Raw genomic sequence first — 16,433 nt, forward strand, 5'->3', positions numbered from 1 at the left:
GTCAACGAAAGGCTTGGTTCGAGGGGGGCGCGTGTCCAAGACAAGAGCCAATTTGCTGCTGCTGTTTGCAGCCGCTTTGTGGGGCTTCGGCAATGTCTCGCAAAAGATGGTGCTTGTGCATCTCGACGCGCTGAGTGCTGTGGGTCTGCGATGCCTGATCGGCGGGCTGCTTGTGCTGCCCTTTGTCTTCATGGAGAAGCGGCTTCCGCTCGGGCCGGACTATTTTTCCAGCTTGGCCAAGGTGGGCGCACTGTTTGCCATCTCCATCACGCTCCAGCAGCTTTGCTATCTCGGGGCCTCCGTCACCAATGCGAGCTTCCTGGTAAGCACGGCAACGGTAATGACACCGCTGGCCGCCTGGTTTCTCGTAGGCGAACGTCCGACAGCGAGTCTTACAATCGCCGCCGGATTGACCCTTGTTGGAGCCCTGCTGTTGTCGGATGGGATAGCCGGGTTCAGCAGTGGCGATCTTACCGCTGTGCTCTCGGCTGCCTGCTATGCGCTCTGGGCAGTCGAGCTGGGCCGGCACATGCAGGTGCATGCGCGGCCGTTCACCGCTGCCGCGACACAGTTCTTCGGCGCCGCAGCCTTCGCCCTGCCGCTCGGTGCAATGCAAGGCAATCTGTCGCTGGCCGCCGCATCCGCAGCCGGCCCGGAACTGGCCATCCTCGGCGTGTTCTCCACTGCGATTGCCTTCGGCATACAGACGGTTGCCCTCCGCTTTACGCCGGCCAGCCACGCCGCCGTGATCGTCAGCGCAGAAAGCGTTTTCGGGGCGCTGGGCGCGGCAATCTTTCTCGGCGAGCGGAGCTCGTCCGCGAGCGTCTTGGGTGCCGGCATCATCCTGGGTGCGATCCTGTCCGTGGCAATGTCGAACCGAGCGCCGCAGGCACGCACGTCCTTGCGAACCGCTTCGGTTCAACCCTTCGACGCGGCCCCTGCCTTTGCAACTGCGTCCGCAAATCGGGCGGGCGATCGTCATCCCAACAATTCAGGTCCAGTGGAGGAATGTGATGGCCCTTGCCGGTGATGCGAAACGTATTCCAGACCCGGCCGGACTTGTCGCGGGGGCGCAGTGATGGATGCGCGGACAATCCTTCTTCCGGTCGCACATTTGGTATCGGCGCTTCGCGCCCGCATGAAGGGACCGGGTGGCTACTACAACAGCGGCAATGCGCTCGGCCTCATTGTCGGTCTGGCGATCCAGATTGCCACCGCGCCGGTCGGCTTGCATGAGGGAAGCAGCGTCACCATGGCGGTGATCGAATATTTCGCTGGCAGCCATGGCACTGTTGCGCTGACCTTGACCACCCTGGTCTTCTTCTGGGGCGGCGAGGCCTATCACCGGGCCTGGGCAAGGCCGGATGCTCCCGATCCCGCCCTCAACCGTCTAGGCGACTTCCTGTCGGGCCTGGGTGCGATCGGGCTCGGCATTGCCCTGTTGCTGCTCGGCGATCCATTGCTTGCGGCGACCTCCGGCCTGCTGCATGCGCTGGGCAAATTCGGCAGCACCTTCCACAGGCCCGGCACGCCAATTTCGATCTGGCCGGCCGCTTGGCCCGATCCGTTCCGCAGTGCGGTGCTCGCCAGCCGGTTGCCGGCAATGCTGGCGACGACAGTGGCCCTCGCCCGCGCTTTGCCTGAGGTCTGGTGGAGCGGCTCCTTCGCGGCCCTCGCCATGCCACTGACCTTGCTCGGCTGTTATCTCTTGTGGACCAAGGCCGATCTGCTGCTCTTCGGCGTGGGCACCAAGGCCACCCGCCAAATTTCCACATGTTGAACCCGCTTTTTGAAACGACCGGATGTCGAGATGGAGAATGACATGTTTGGCAGTGTGTATCATCAGGACGCCGGCCCCCCACCCTTTCGCGAACGGGTGCGGATGACAGGCTGGGGCAGTCTCCTGACGCCGGCCGGTTCAATCTCGAGAATGACAGGAATACTTGCAGCTTCGCTGTTTTGGGGGGTCTCTGCCCATGCCGCGAACGTTGACGTCGCCATCGTGTTCGCGGTCGACTTTTCGTCATCCATCGATCCGAAGATCGCCGATATGCAACGCGAGGGACATGCCGCGGCACTCACCTCGCCAGAGATCATCGCCGCCATCAGCCGGAATTATGTTGGTTGCATCGGCGTTGCCTATTTTGAGTGGTCGAGCCCCGGACACGCGCGCGTCGTGCTGCCGTGGACAAGCATCTGCGGACTGGAAGATGCCGAAGCGGCGGCTGCGGTGATCAGCAGGAAAGGCGATACCGGCTTCATCCGCAGAGGGCGTGGCGGAACATCCGTCTCCTCGGCTATCGACATAGGCAGTCTCCTGCTCGACCAGTTCCCGGGAAAGGCCGCAAAGAAAGTCATCGATATCTCCTCCAATGGCGAGAACAACGACGGGCTTCCCGTCCAGCCGAGCAGGTCGAACGCCATAGCCAAGGGATATACGATCAATGCCATCGCCATCCCGACGGAGGATGAGAATCCCGACCAACCTCTGGCATCCTATTTTGCCAAATCGGTCATTGGCGGTTCCCAGGCCTTCGTCATGACGCCGAAGGGGCCAGACGACTACACCATGGCGCTTCGCCGCAAGCTCGTGACTGAAGTAAGCATGAACGATGACCGTCCGCTGTGAAAATGCGCCATGTAGGACGAACTTTCGAGGCCCCATCCCGGAGCGCATTGCACAACGAGATCCCCGCGCCGCTGCAGCGCGAGACCTTGTAGGACCGTCAGGACAACAGCCTATCGTCGCAATGCGTGCACGCTTGCCTTGCCTTCGCCGCCTACCGGCAAAGCCATGTCATCGTCGAGAAGGCGCGTGATGCGGGCAAAGCCGGTGAACGCTTTCCTTGCTTCCTCGGCGGACATCTGGCCCGACAAAGCGGCCGAGCAACAGTTCAGCGCGCACTGATAAACCGGACCGCGCCGTCCCGTTGGCCATTTCCGCAAGAACATCATGGCTTCGGCAACACTATCGATTTCTTCCGCAGGGTGCCCTTGCCCGCGCGAAATCCGCACGGGCGAAAAGAAATGCAATTGATCCATCGTTTCCTCCCGGTCGACCGCAATGCGCTCGATCGAACCCCACCAAACGCGCCAACAGCCGGTTGGTTCCAGCCAAAGAATGGAATCTTTCAGAAATCTGTCAGGCGAAGGCGATCAGCTGTGCGGTGGTGAGTGTCGCCTACATCGTCGGAAAGTGGCAGGCGACTTTGCGACCGGGTCGGTATTCCCGCAACTGCGGCCGTTCCGAACGGCAGCGCTCCGCCGCGATCGGGCATCGGGGATGGAAACGGCAGCCGGTTGGAGGGTTCAGAGGGCTCGGTACGTCGCCGGTGAGGATGATGCGCTTGCGCGTCCCGCTGGGCGTCGTCTCCACGACAGGAACCGCCGAGATCAGCGCCTGGCTATAGGGATGGGCTGGTGCTGCAAACACCTCTTCCGCCGGCCCTTCTTCGACGATCGAGCCGAGATACATGACCGCTATGCGGGTTGAAACCTGACGTACCACCGACAGGTCGTGGGCGATGAAGATGTAAGTGAGATTGAGCTTCTCCTGCAGATCGGCAAGCAGGTTGACGATTTGCGCCTGCACCGACACGTCGAGCGCGGAGACGGGTTCGTCCAGGACCACGAGGTCCGGGTTCAATGCAATAGCCCGCGCGATGCCGACGCGCTGGCGTTGCCCGCCGGAAAATTCGTGCGGAAACCGCATGACGTGATCCGGCAGCAGGCCGACAAGGTCGAACAGTTCCGCCACGCGTCTGGTGATCTCGCTCGACGAGAGCCTGCCATGGATGCGCAGCGGCTCGGCCACCAGGTCGCCGACGCGCCGGCGCGGATTGAGCGATGCCGACGGATCCTGGAAAACCATTTGCAGGCGGCGCCGGAGCGGCCTGAGTTCGGACAGCGACTTCGAGGTGATATCGTTGCCTTCGAACAGAAGCTCGCCGTCCGATATGTCGTAGAGCCTCACCAGGCAGCGCGCCAGCGTGGACTTGCCGCATCCGGATTCGCCGACCAGGCCGACCGTCTCGCCGCGCCACACGGTCAGGGAAACATTGTCGACCGCATGAACGGTTCGCTTGCCTTCGGCGGAAAAACGGCTGCCGATGGAAAAGCGCTTGCCCAGCGAACGCGTCTCGATAATGGGGCGGTTCTTGTCGGTCATCGATCCGCTCATGCCTGTGCCACCCTGAAGCACGCCGCGGCATGAGTGCCGCTCCCGAGGTCGGGTTTGCCGGCCTCGCAGGGCTCATAGTGAACCGGGCACCGCGGACCGAACGCACAGCCCTGCGGCAATCGCAGCAATGACGGCGGCGAACCGGGAATGGCCGGCAGGCGGCGTGGTTTTTCGCCGGTCAGCGGCGGGATCGAACCGAGCAGAGCGCGCGTATAGGGGTGTCGCGGATCGGAAAACAGCTCCGCGCGACTGCCGCGCTCCACCACGCGGCCGGCATACATGACCATGACCCGGTCGGCGAGTTCGGAGACCACGCCCATGTCATGCGTGATGAAGACCACCGCCGACTTGTGCGTCGCGCGCAGCTTGCGCACCAGATCGAGAATGCCGGCCTGTACGGTGACGTCGAGCGCCGTGGTCGGTTCGTCAGCCACCAGCAACGCCGGATTGCAGGACAAAGCCATTGCGATCACCGCCCGTTGACGCATGCCTCCGGACAGTTGGTGCGGGTAGCGCGACATCGCCTCGTGCGGATTCGGAAAATTCACCTCGGCCAGCAATTCCTCCACGCGCTCCATCGCCTTGGACTTGCTGATGTTGCGATGCGCGCGGATCTGTTCGGCGATCTGCCAGCCGATCGTGTAGACAGGCGTCAACGCGGTCATCGGATCCTGGAAGATCATCGCGATCTCGTTGCCGCGCAGCCGCCTCAGTTCGCGCGCGGGCAGTCCCACCAGTTCGCGGCCCTTGTAACGGATCGAGCCTTCGATGGTGGCGTTGGGATCGGTGATCAGACCCATGACGGCCAGCAGCGACACGGTCTTGCCGGAACCGGACTCACCGACGACGCCGAGGATCTCGCTCTCCTCGAGGTCGAAGGAAACGCCATCGATGGCCCGCACCAGGCCATCATTTGTGCGGAAGGATACTTTGAGGTCGCGCACCGACAGTATCATGATGTCCTCAGGCGCGGATCGAGAAGGATGTAGACGAAATCGACGACCGCATTGGCAACAACCACGAACATCGAAGCGTACATCACCGTTGCCATGATCATCGGCAGATCGAGATTCTGCAGCGCGTCATAAGTGAGCTTGCCGATGCCGTGCAGCCCGAACACCACCTCCGTCAGCAGGGCCGAGCCTCCGACCAGCGCACCGAAATCCAGGCCGAACAAGGTGACGAAGGCGATGAGCGACGTGCGCAAGGCATGGCGCAGCAGGATGCGGGTCTCCGACAGGCCCTTGGCCCGGGCCGTACGGATATAGTCCTCCTGCAGGGATTCGATGATCGCCGCGCGCAGCACGCGCCCATAAATGCCGATGTAGAGAATGGACAGCGTGATCCACGGAATGACCAGGGTCAGGAACCAGCCCTTTGGATCGTCGGAGAAGTTCTTGTAGCCGAGCGGCGGCACCCAGGAGAACGCCCAGCTGTCGTGGTAGCGGCTCTGGGTGATCAGGTTCATCACCTCGCCCAGCCAGTACACCGGCATCGAAATACCGAGCAGCCCTAGCGCCATCAGCAGCTTATCCAGCCAACTGCCGCGCGTGGCGGCGGCGGCGATGCCGATCATGATGGAGACGACCACCCACAGGATCGCCGCTCCGAACACCAGCGAGAGCGTGACCGGGATCGAATCCATGACCGCCGGCACCACCTTCCAGCCACGATTGACGAAGGAGGTCAGATCGCCGGTGACGAAGATCTTCTCCATCATCGTCACATATTGCACGTAGAGCGGCCGGTCGAAGCCGAAGCTGTGGCGTACCGCCTCCAGCACTTCGGGCGATGCATTGCGGCCGGCGATGCGCGCCGCCGGATCGGAGCCCGGCGTGGCGAAGAAAATCAGGAAGACGATGACCGAGATGCCGAACATCACGAACAGCATCTGGCCGAACCGGCGCAGGATTGCGTAGATCATCAGTCGCGCCCCAGCCGAACCTTGGAGCGCGGGTCGAGCGCGTCGCGCAGACCGTCGCCGAAGACATTGAGCGCCATGACGGAAACCGCGATCGCCAGGCCCGGCACCAGCGCCACCAGTGGCCTGGTGTAGAGCAGCGCCTGTCCGTCCTGGATAATGGTGCCCCAGCTCGCGGCCGGCGGCTGCACGCCGATCGAAAGGAAGGAAAGGGCTGATTCCGTGAGCATGTTCAGCGCCATCATCAGCGGCACGAAGACGATCAGCGTCGTGGTGACGTTGGGCAGGATGTCGCGCCACAGGATGCGCCATCCCGGCACGCCCAGATTGATCGCGGCGAGCACGAATTCGCTTTTGCGCAGTGCCACAACCTGCCCGCGTATCGGACGAGCCACATAGGGCACATAGACGATACCGATGATGATGACAGGCAGCCACAGACTGCCGGATTCGATCTGGATCGGTCCTATCGTGATGCCATGCGCGATGGTGACGATGGAGAGCGAAATCGCCAGCAGATAAATGGGGAACGCCCACAGTATGTCGAGGAAGCGCGACAGCACCGTGTCGGTGACGCCGCCGAAATAGCCGGCGATCAATCCCGCCGCCGTGCCCAGGATCAGGGTGAAGATGGTGGCTGCTCCGGAGATCAGCAACGAGCTCAGCCCGCCATAGAGCATCCTGGCCATGACATCGCGCCCCTGGCTGTCGGCGCCGAGGAAGTAATTGCCCAGCCGCCAGGTCGGGCCGAGCGGTGTGTAGCCAAGCCCGAGCCCCTCAGTCGACTGTTCCATCACCGGAACGTCGACGCCGTCGATCTGGATGACGGCGTCGAGCGTCGAGGCGAAGGGGTCCACGCCGGCCCATTTCGCATAAAGAGGCGCACTGAGGCAGGCAAGGATGATGAGGAGGAACACGGCCAGCGACGCCATGGCAGCCCTGTCCCTTGCCAGCTTCGCAAACGCGACGGCCCAGGGCCCTCGCGTCTTGCGCGGCGCGGCGACAGCTACGTTCGACACGGACGTGCCCCTCCGCGGTTCGTTACTGCACCCAGGCCATTACTGTACCCAGGATTGGGTGATCATCCAGTTGAACTGCCGGTTGAACTTGAAATTGCCAAGACGTTTGCTGACGAAGTCAAGCCGCTTCGGCGTGAAGAGGCCGACCGCAGGTGCCTTGTCGGTGACTTGCCTGTCGATTTCAGCCCACATTTTATCGGCGGCTTTCTGATCGGTGACGCCGAGGTCCAATGCCTTTTGCATCTTGGCGTCGATTTCCTTGTCGCAGAAGCCGGCGATGTTGATCGAGGCGTCCGAACCTTCGCGGAAAGAGGCGCAGCTGAACAGGATGTTCAGGAAGTCCGAAGCCGCCGGATAGTCCTTGTACCACTGGGTGACGGACATCTGCACCTTGTTGTTGGTGTTCTGGATGTAGGTGAACTGGATGTTCGACGAGATCGGCTTGACGTCGGCGACATAGCCGATGCTGGTCAGCACGCTCTGCAGATAGACGCCGATGGAGCGCGAAATGGCGGTGTCCTCGACGATGATCGTCACCTTCTGGCCCTTGGTGCCGGAGTCCTCGACGAGCTGCTTTGCCTTGTCGAGGTCGGGGGCCGACCATTTGGCGCCCGGATTCTTGGTGAAGGGGCAATAGTCTTCATGGCCGGGGAAGTCCGGAGGCAGGACCTGGCAGACCGGCGAAGCCAGCACCTTGCCGCCGAACAGCTTGACCAGCGTGTTGCGATCGATCGCATAGGCAACGGCCTGGCGGGCTTTTTCGTTGTCGAAGGGTGCGAGACGGTTGTTCAGCGGCGCGTACCACCAAGCCGAAAGCGGTGAGATGTGCAACTGGTCCATGGACTTGCTGCCCAGTTCGCCCAGGCGGTCGCTCGGCAGAGCGTCGAACATCCAGTCCGCTTCGCCGTTCTGGATCGCGGTGACGGCTGCCTCTTCGGACAGGCCGAAATCATATTGGACGACATCCGGATAGCCGTCCGGCTGGGCTTCTTCGCTCCACTGCTTGAAATTGGGGTTGCGGGAAACCGTCATGCCCTTGTTCGGGTCGAAGGCGGAGATCATGTACGCGCCGGTGCTGGGAATGGGCTTGGAACCCATGTCTTCAGCGGGCGTGTCCGCCGGCAGGACCACGGCATGCGGCAAGGCAAGCTTGTAGAGCAGCTCGGCATCCGGCTTGGTGATGTTGATGGTGATGGTGCCGGCCGCTTCGTCGCCGACAACGCCGCCTTCCAGCGTGCAGCCCTTGGTGTCGGCCAGGCATTTGTCCGCACCGACGATGCCGGCATAGAACGTGCCGGAGGTGGGTCCGGAAACCTTGAAGATGCGCTGGAAAGAAGCGACGACGTCCTTCACGCCAAGATCCTGGCCGCTGGAGAACTTGATGCCCTTGCGCAGCTTGAAGGTGAAGGTCTTGCCGTCATTGCTGACCTGCGGCAGGGCCTCGGCCAGATCGGGGACGATGGTGAAACCGTCCATGCCCTCGGCCTTGCGGAAGGCCACCAGGCCGTCATAGATCGGCTGGTACATCTGCCAGCCCTGGTCCGTGTAATTGATGTGCGGATCGAGCGTTCCGGCCGCGGAGCGGGCCAGCAGGCGGATGGTGCCGCCTCGGTGCTCCTTGAGATATTCGGCCTGTGCCGGGGCCAGCCATGTACCGGCCAGCAATGCCGCGGCTGTTGCCGCCAGAAGCAGTTTCTTCATGTCTTGATTCCCCTTTTTTCAGTTATCGTTGTGGTCCAGGAAGTCTCCCATCACCCGCATGCACGCATCTTGCTCTTCGACATGCGGCATGTGGCTGGAATGCTCGAATATCTCCCAGCGAGACCCCTTGATGCCGTCCTTATAGGGCTGCACGGTCGCGGGCGTGGCCTCGTCGTGACGTCCGGAGATGATCAGTGTGGGAACATCGATGGCCGGCAGGCGCTCGACGATGCTCCAGTTCTTCAGCGTTCCGATGACATGGAACTCGTTTGGCCCATTCATCAGATTATAGACGGTCGGATTGCGCACGACCTGGGCGAAACTTTCCGTGACTTCGGGCGGGAAAGGCACGACCCGGCAGACATGCCGCTCGTAGAACACCATCGTCGCAGCCTGGTACGCCGCATCGTCGGTCGTGCCGGCCTGTTCGTGTCGGGTCAGTGTCTCCTGCACATCCGCGGGCAGATCCGCACGCAACCGGTTGGCCTCTTCGACCCACAGTTTCATGGAAGCCGGTGAGTTGGCTATGGTCAACGATTTCAGGCCTTGCGGCCGCGTCACGGCATATTCGGCGCCCAGCATACCGCCCCAGCTCTGGCCGAGCACGTGGAAGCCTGTCCGAATGCCGAGGTGGTCGACGAGGTTTTCAAGCTCGTCGATGAACAGCCCAGGTGTCCAGAAATCGGCGCCTTTCTCAGGCAGCAAGGTGGAATTGCCGCAGCCCAACTGGTCGTAGTGGATGACGGCGCGATCCCTTCGCGCAAGAAGCTTGTAGGCATCGACATAGTTGTGAGCGACGCCCGGGCCGCCATGCAGGATCACCACAGGCGCCTTTTCGCCGCCGAGTTCGCCACTGACCCGATACCAGGTCTCGTAGGCGCCAAAAGCGGCCCGTCCTTCCATGCCGATGATCTCAGATGACATCCCAATTCCCAGTGCGATTGAAGGTACTTTTATCGTCCGCGGCGGCAGGCGCCTAACTCATGTTACGGGTGACCTGCACCCACTCTTCCAGCATCTGCACGCCAAATGCCGTGGCACCTTGCCTGCCGAGCGGCCGATCGGTGTCGGTCAGTTCCTTGCTGGCGATGTCGAGATGCACCCAGGGGCGATCTTCGGTGAAATGGCGCAGGAAGGCTGCGGCATAGGGAGCATCGCCATCTTCCATATCCTTGGCATGATGCCGCAGGTCCGCGAACGGCGATTGCAGGCCCTCGTCGTAGGCCCGGTCGAGCGGCAGCCGCCAGAACCGCTCGCCGACCGTTTCTCCGGCCGCGATCATCTGTGACGCGATGGCATCGTCGGTGCTGAACAGGCCGGCGAATATCGACCCCAACCCACGCGTCACCGAATAGGTCAGCGTTGCCAGATCGACGATCACTAAAGGGTTGAAGCGCGTGGCTGCATAGTGGAGGCAGTCGGCCAGAAGCAGGCGTCCCTCCGCATCCGTGTCGAACACTTCCACTGTCTGTCCGGACGCCGTCGTGATGATGTCGCGCGGTTTGAGCGCCGTGCCGGATGGCATGTTCTCCGCGATGCCGAGAACACCGACAACGTGTACCGGGCTGCCTTGCCGGGCGAGCGCGATCAGCAGGCCGACCACAGCGGCCGCCCCGCCCATGTCGGCTTTCATGTCGAACATCTGCGCTCCGCCCTTGATGCAGAGGCCGCCCGAATCGAAGCAGACGCCCTTGCCGACGAAAGCGAGTGGTTGGGCGGGAGCACCCTTGCCCCGGTAGCGCAGGACAGCGACCCGCGGCGGGCGCGCCGAGCCCGATCCGACAGCAAGAAGCGCGTTCATGCCGAGCTCCTTCAGTTGCGCGGCATCAAGCATTTCGATGTCGATGCCGGCTTCACGCAGGGGCTCAAGATGATCGTGGAAATTGTCGGGATGGAGGTGGTTCGGCGGCAGGTTGACCAGGGTGCGTGCATATTCGACGCCGTCGGCGATGGCATTGATCCGCGCCAGCGCCGCTGTCAGGTCCGGGCCGCGAGCCCCTACCAGTTTCACCCGCAAGGTTCTATCCGCTCCCGCCCCTTGCCGCCGGTTGCGCATGTCGAAACGATAGCGGCGCAGCCGCATGCCAAGCGCGACACGCGCCAGGATTTCGGCGCCGGGCAGGTCAACGCCGGCGATCGGGTCCAGGACCAGGGTGGGCGCGCATTCCCCCTTGCCCTCGAGATGCGCGGCAAGCAGACCGCCGGCGCGCGCCAGTGACAGGGTGGTTACGGCTTCAGCTTTGCCCAGGGCCAGGACGACCACGCGCTTGGTCGATACAGACTGCGGGGCAATAAGATCGATGCAGGTGCCGGATTCGGCCAAGGCGGCCGGGTCGGAGCAGGCGCGCGAGAGAATCCCGCCCATCTCGGCATCCAGGGTGGACGCCCGCGGGCCGAAGCCTGTTTGGGCAGTTTGCAAGATCACGACGACGGAGGCGGCGGAAATCTCGTCCGCGGTCTCGAAAACCGGCGCTGGCGATTGAGGCATAGGCTGGCGCTCTCTCCGATTGCGGCAATACCAGCCGGGTAGCGAGCAACGCTTCGCTCACCCCGGTGGAGACTGGTCAAGCCGGTCTCCGCCGTTCGTGGTATAATGGGTCCCCAAATAGTCGCTTTCTTGAGACGACTTAATTGCTCTTGTCGTCTGGGTATCCCCTAACAGGGCAGGCGATCAAACGCGAATTCCGCCCATGTCGATTGACAAAAACTCAACTGACAATTCATGATCGGCCAATGGCCCTTCCCTCACTCAATGGCATGCGCGCTTTCGAGGCCGCCGCTCGCCTTGGCAGCGTCAAGGACGCGGCGGAAGAACTGCATCTGACACCCTCGGCTGTCAGCCGGCACATCCGCGCGCTTGAACGAAATCTTGGCCAAGACCTGTTCGAACGCGGTTTTCGCCAGATAACGCCAACCATAAGGGGCTCCTACTATGCGCGCAGCCTCTCGGAGGCGTTCGAAGCGATCTGGCGCGCCACCGATGACGTCAGCCTCTCCGAGGGGTCGCGCCACGGCAAGATCCAACGTGTCCGGGTCTTGTGCGTGCCCACCGTTCTGAACCTTTGGCTGGCGGACCGGTTGCCGAACTTTCGCCGGTTGCATCCGTCGGTGGATCTGGAGATCTCCACTTCAGGCAAGCGCGCCAACTTCGATTTGGCCATTGTCGACGAGTTCGTCTACAAGGCCGGCCCGGCTCTGACGCTGCTGATCCCGCTGCTTTTGACGCCGGTCTGTGCGCCTTCGCTTCTGGAGGGGCCTGTGCCGCTGCGATCGCCGGCCGATCTGGTCAATCATCATCTGATCCATGAATGCGAAACCATGAGATGGAAGCGTTGGCTGGAGCAGGAAGGCGTTCTGGAAACGACGCCAAAATCCAGCACAACACTGGATGATTGCACCTTGATCATGCGCGAAGCGATCAATGGCGCCGGAATAGCGCTTGCGGACACGATGATGGCGCAAGATTTTCTGCAGCAAGGCAAGCTGGTCGCGCCGTTCCGTGCCCGCCACACCTATCCGGCCGGCATTTACCTGCATCAGCGTCGCAGCATCGGCAACAAGCCAGGCACTGGTCTGTTTCAGGATTGGCTGCTCGCCGAAGTCGCGGACCACAAGCAGGTGATGGCAATCGCTTAGATGCCCCCAACCGAAGATGTCGGGAGCCACCGCTTCAGATTGGAATCCCCGCGTCGAACCTCGACTCATCCGTGGTTCAGCGATGACCCACCATCGCCGTGCATCGATAATCGCAGTTCTCATTGAATATCTTTAAGGCCAAAGCCGGCAAATAGGTTGCTTGTCGGTTCCCCTGCGGCAGGCTTAACCTGCACGCGGCCAACGCGTGAGGGCGCGTGCTGCAAAAGGGGAACATTGCCATGACGATACAGGGTGCTTCACCTGATCTGTACAACGAGGATTTGGCTCCGGCCAAAGTTCGAAACTGGGGACCATTCTCGATCTTCAACGTCTGGACGTCGGACGTCCACAGCCTTTGGGGCTACTATCTTGCCGCCAGTCTGTTCCTGTTCTGCGGCGGCTTCGTCAATTTCATCATCGCCATAGGCATCGGCTCGCTGATCATCTACGCGCTGATGAACATGGTCGGCTATGCCGGCGTGAAGACGGGCGTGCCCTACCCCGTGCTTGCCCGCGCCTCTTTCGGCATCTGGGGCGCCAACATACCGGCGCTGGTGCGCGCCATCGTCGCCTGCTTCTGGTACGGCGCGCAGACTGCCGCCGCCTCGGGCGCGATCGTGGCGCTGCTGATCCGCACGCAATGGTTCGCCGATTTCAACGCCAGCACGCACTTCCTCGGTCATACCGGCCTGGAGGTGATCTGCTTTGTGGTCATCTGGGGGCTGCAATTGCTGATCATCCAGAACGGCATGGAAACGGTCCGCCGATTCCAGGACTGGGCCGGCCCCGCTGTCTGGGTGATGATGCTGATCCTGGCGATCTATCTCTGCGTCAAATCAGGACGATTTGCCTTCACCAGCGACATCCCCATGGACGTGCTGCTGGACAAGACCAAGGATGCTGGCGTGCCGGGTACTCCTGGCTCCTGGACCTCACTGTTCGCGGTGGCGGCGATCTGGGTCACCTACTTTTCCGCGCTTTATCTCAATTTCTGCGATTTCGCCCGTTACGCGCCGGACAAGGCATCGCTGCGCAAGGGCAACATCTGGGGCCTGCCGATCAACCTGATCCTGTTTTCGCTGGTGGCCGGCGTCACCACCATTGCCGCCTTTGACGTCTATGGCGAGGTGCTGCTGCATCCCGACCAGATATCGGCGAAATTCGACAGCTGGTTCCTGGCGGCGCTTGCTGCCCTGACCTTTGCAGTTGCGACGCTTGGCATCAACGTGGTGGCGAACTTCGTCTCGCCGGCCTTCGACTTCTCCAATGTCTTTCCCAGGCAGATCGACTTCAAGAAGGGCGGCTATATCGCGGCCGTGATCGCCCTGCTGCTCTATCCCTTCGCGCCATGGGAAGGCAGTGCGGCTTCCTTCGTCAACATCATCGGCGCGACGATGGGGCCGATCTTCGGGGTGATGATGGTCGACTACTACCTGATCCGGAAGGGTGAGGTCGACGTCGAGGCGCTTTATCGCGAAGATGGCGAATTCCGCTTCCAGGGCGGCTGGCACGTCAACGCCTTCATCGCCGCCGGCATCGGCGCCATCTTCTCGTCGATCCTGCCCAACTTCACCAACTGGCTGCCGTCCTGGTGGGGTGTCTATGGCTGGTTCTTCGGCGTGGCGATCGCCGGCATCATCTACTACGTGCTGCGCACCGCCGCTTTGGGCGCCGGCGCCAGGACCGCGAAGGCCTGACAAGGTGAATTTTGGGGCGGCGAGAGCCGCCCCAAAACCTACCCGAGCATCTCGGCCAATCTGCGCACCGTGTTCCAGTTGCGCGACGTGCCCGTGCCCATGCGCTTGTGATTCATCGCCGCAAGCAGCCGCGAGCTTGGCCTCTCGCGCGAAAAGACGACCCAGATGTCGCCGCCGACCGAAGTCACTTTTTCATCCACGCCGGCATAGGCCTGGAGCCCCGTCACGGCCTCCACGGGCGCAGGCTTGCGCATCACCCGTACGGCCACCTGATCGCCTGCTTTGGCCGAATCGGCCGGGAACGGATTGCCGGCGGCAAGCTTCAGCCAGTCCTTGGCACCACGCACGATGATGTCGACATGGCGGCCGAAGGTTTTTTCGAAGGCTGCCTCCAGCCGCTGTTCAAGGTCGGCAATATCAGTTGCCGGCGCCTCGAAGACCAGATTTCCGGTCGCCACCAGGGTGCGCGGGTTCTTCAGCCCGAGATCTTCCGCCATGGCCTTGAGGTCGGCCATGACGACCCGGCGGCCCTCGCCCAGAATGATGCTGTAAAGCAGCGCGACATAGGTTTGCATGGCCGACCGGCTACACCAGCCGGCTCTGCTCCACCGCCGCCTCGATGAAACTGGCGAACAGCGGATGCGGGTCGAGCGGCCGGCTTTTCAGTTCCGGATGATACTGCACGCCGATGAACCAGGGATGGTCGGGATACTCGACTGTTTCCGGCAGCACGCCGTCGGGCGACATGCCGGCGAACACCAGGCCGCAATCCTCAAGCCGCTCCTTGTAGTCGACATTGACCTCGTAGCGGTGGCGATGGCGCTCGGAAATCTGCGTGTCGCCATAGATTTCGGCGATCTTGGAACCCTTGGCGAGCTCGGCCTGATAGGCGCCGAGCCGCATCGTGCCGCCGAGGTCGCCGGTTTCGCGGCGCTTCTCCAGCATGTTGCCTTTCAGCCATTCGGTCATCAGGCCGACGACCGGCTCCTCGGTCGGACCAAACTCGGTCGAAGACGCATGCTCGACGCCGGCCAGCGACCGCGCCGCCTCGATGCAGGCCATCTGCATGCCGAAGCAGATGCCGAAATACGGCACTTTTCGCTCACGCGCGAACTTCGCCGCCAGGATTTTGCCTTCCGAGCCGCGCTCCCCAAAGCCGCCGGGAACCAGGATGCCATGCACCTTTTCCAGCCACGGCGTCGGATCCTCCTTTTCGAAGATCTCCGATTCGATCCAGTCGAGCTTGACCTTGACGTGATTGGCCAGGCCGCCATGCGACAGCGCCTCGATCAGCGATTTGTAGGCGTCCTTGAGGCCGGTATATTTGCCGACAACGGCGATGGTCACCTCGCCTTCCGGATTGTGGATGCGGTTCGACACCGCTTGCCACGGCTCCATGCGCGGCTTCGGCGCCGGATCGATGCCGAAGGCGGCCAGCACTTCCGAATCAAGCCCTTCCTTGTGATAGGCCATCGGCACGTCGTAGATATGCGGCACGTCGAGCGCCTGGATCACGGCGCTTTCGCGGACATTGCAGAACAGCGACAGTTTTCTGCGCTCTTCCTTGGGGATAGCGCGGTCGGCGCGGACCAGCAGGATGTCGGGCGCGATGCCGATGCCGCGCAGTTCCTTGACCGAATGCTGAGTCGGCTTGGTCTTCAGTTCACCGGCCGTCGGGATATAGGGCATCAGCGTCAGATGCACGTAGACGGCATTGTTGCGCGGCAAGTCGTTGCCGAGCTGGCGTATAGCCTCCAGGAACGGCATCGCCTCGATGTCGCCGACCGTGCCGCCGATCTCGCACAGCACGAAATCATAGTCGTCATTGCCGTTGAGGACGAAATTCTTGATCTCGTCGGTGACGTGGGGGATGACCTGCACGGTGGCGCCGAGATAGTCGCCGCGCCGCTCGCGCTCGATGATGTTCTTGTAGATGCGGCCGGTGGTGATGTTGTCCTGCTGGTTGGCGGAGCGGCCTGTGAAGCGCTCGTAATGGCCAAGATCAAGATCGGTTTCCGCACCATCGTCGGTGACGAAAACCTCGCCATGCTGGTACGGCGACATCGTCCCCGGATCGACATTGAGATAGGGATCGAGTTTTTTGATGCGTGCGCGATAGCCTCGCGCCTGCAGGAGAGCCCCAAGGGCCGCTGCGGCAATGCCTTTTCCAAGTGAGGAAACCACGCCGCCTGTGATGAATACATATCGCGCCATGGGAGTCATCGCTTAACGCGGCCGGATTGATTCCGCCAGAGAAAAAACCACCGCGAAGGTTTTTT

At 62.1% G+C, this 16,433-nt stretch carries 15 protein-coding genes; 5 read left to right on the forward strand and 10 right to left on the reverse strand.

What is annotated here, in order from left to right; translation table 11 throughout:
- Positions 1-31: 31 nt before the first annotated feature.
- The 3 genes from AC0NIL_RS19915 to AC0NIL_RS19925 all read left to right on the forward strand — a co-directional run bounded on the left by AC0NIL_RS19915 (position 32) and on the right by AC0NIL_RS19925 (position 2,629).
- The gene (locus AC0NIL_RS19915; RefSeq protein ID WP_473573326.1) at positions 32-1,030 is read left to right on the forward strand and encodes a DMT family transporter; all 999 of its coding nucleotides are present in this window, start codon (positions 32-34) and stop codon (positions 1,028-1,030) included.
- Positions 1,031-1,078: 48 nt separating this feature from the next.
- Positions 1,079-1,780 carry a hypothetical protein gene (locus AC0NIL_RS19920; protein WP_145923756.1) on the forward strand — a complete coding sequence of 234 codons (702 nt, stop codon included), beginning with the start codon at positions 1,079-1,081 and terminating at the stop codon, positions 1,778-1,780.
- 150 nt (positions 1,781-1,930) lie between these two features.
- Complete coding sequence (locus AC0NIL_RS19925) at positions 1,931-2,629, forward strand: DUF1194 domain-containing protein (protein WP_224672815.1); 699 nt, start codon at positions 1,931-1,933, stop codon at positions 2,627-2,629.
- A gap of 110 nt (positions 2,630-2,739) precedes the next feature.
- On the opposite strand, the gene AC0NIL_RS19930 is transcribed toward AC0NIL_RS19925, so the two are convergent.
- The 8 genes from AC0NIL_RS19930 to AC0NIL_RS19965 form a co-directional block, all read right to left on the reverse strand.
- A complete protein-coding gene (locus AC0NIL_RS19930) occupies positions 2,740-3,042 on the reverse strand; it encodes a DUF982 domain-containing protein (protein WP_024503323.1) in 303 nt (100 codons plus the stop codon).
- Positions 3,043-3,181: 139 nt separating this feature from the next.
- Positions 3,182-4,168, reverse strand: coding sequence for an ABC transporter ATP-binding protein (locus AC0NIL_RS19935; protein WP_027161575.1), 987 nt, complete (start codon positions 4,166-4,168; stop codon positions 3,182-3,184).
- 8 nt (positions 4,169-4,176) lie between these two features.
- Positions 4,177-5,136, reverse strand: coding sequence for an ABC transporter ATP-binding protein (locus AC0NIL_RS19940; protein WP_024503324.1), 960 nt, complete (start codon positions 5,134-5,136; stop codon positions 4,177-4,179).
- A complete protein-coding gene (locus AC0NIL_RS19945; RefSeq protein WP_473573328.1) occupies positions 5,133-6,104 on the reverse strand; it encodes an ABC transporter permease in 972 nt (323 codons plus the stop codon). Before AC0NIL_RS19945 ends, AC0NIL_RS19940 begins: the two co-directional genes overlap by 4 nt.
- Entirely contained in the window at positions 6,104-7,120 is a 1,017-nt protein-coding gene (locus tag AC0NIL_RS19950; protein ID WP_473573330.1) for an ABC transporter permease, read from the reverse strand. The genes AC0NIL_RS19945 and AC0NIL_RS19950 overlap by 1 nt, the downstream gene beginning before the upstream one ends.
- Positions 7,121-7,159: 39 nt before the next feature.
- The gene (locus AC0NIL_RS19955; RefSeq protein WP_473573332.1) at positions 7,160-8,821 is read right to left on the reverse strand and encodes an ABC transporter substrate-binding protein; all 1,662 of its coding nucleotides are present in this window, start codon (positions 8,819-8,821) and stop codon (positions 7,160-7,162) included.
- An 18-nt stretch (positions 8,822-8,839) separates the two neighbouring features.
- A complete protein-coding gene (locus tag AC0NIL_RS19960) occupies positions 8,840-9,745 on the reverse strand; it encodes a proline iminopeptidase-family hydrolase (protein ID WP_473573333.1) in 906 nt (301 codons plus the stop codon).
- A 52-nt stretch (positions 9,746-9,797) separates the two neighbouring features.
- The gene (locus tag AC0NIL_RS19965) at positions 9,798-11,309 is read right to left on the reverse strand and encodes a leucyl aminopeptidase (protein ID WP_473573335.1); all 1,512 of its coding nucleotides are present in this window, start codon (positions 11,307-11,309) and stop codon (positions 9,798-9,800) included.
- A gap of 245 nt (positions 11,310-11,554) precedes the next feature.
- On the opposite strand from AC0NIL_RS19965, the gene AC0NIL_RS19970 reads away from it, so the two are divergent.
- Together AC0NIL_RS19970 and AC0NIL_RS19975 are read left to right on the forward strand one after the other, a co-directional pair.
- Entirely contained in the window at positions 11,555-12,457 is a 903-nt protein-coding gene (locus tag AC0NIL_RS19970; RefSeq protein ID WP_024503328.1) for a LysR substrate-binding domain-containing protein, read from the forward strand.
- 239 nt (positions 12,458-12,696) lie between these two features.
- Entirely contained in the window at positions 12,697-14,154 is a 1,458-nt protein-coding gene (locus AC0NIL_RS19975) for an NCS1 family nucleobase:cation symporter-1 (RefSeq protein WP_027161571.1), read from the forward strand.
- Positions 14,155-14,192: 38 nt separating this feature from the next.
- Here the strand turns inward: AC0NIL_RS19975 and AC0NIL_RS19980 are convergent, their stop codons facing one another.
- Both AC0NIL_RS19980 and AC0NIL_RS19985 read right to left on the reverse strand, forming a co-directional pair.
- Positions 14,193-14,729: a DUF1697 domain-containing protein gene (locus tag AC0NIL_RS19980; RefSeq protein ID WP_473573336.1), complete on the reverse strand. Its 537-nt coding sequence runs from the start codon at positions 14,727-14,729 to the stop codon at positions 14,193-14,195.
- A gap of 10 nt (positions 14,730-14,739) precedes the next feature.
- Entirely contained in the window at positions 14,740-16,377 is a 1,638-nt protein-coding gene (locus AC0NIL_RS19985; protein WP_013531733.1) for a CTP synthase, read from the reverse strand.
- Positions 16,378-16,433: the final 56 nt, after the last annotated feature.

Source organism: Mesorhizobium sp. WSM1343 (genome assembly GCF_055901535.1).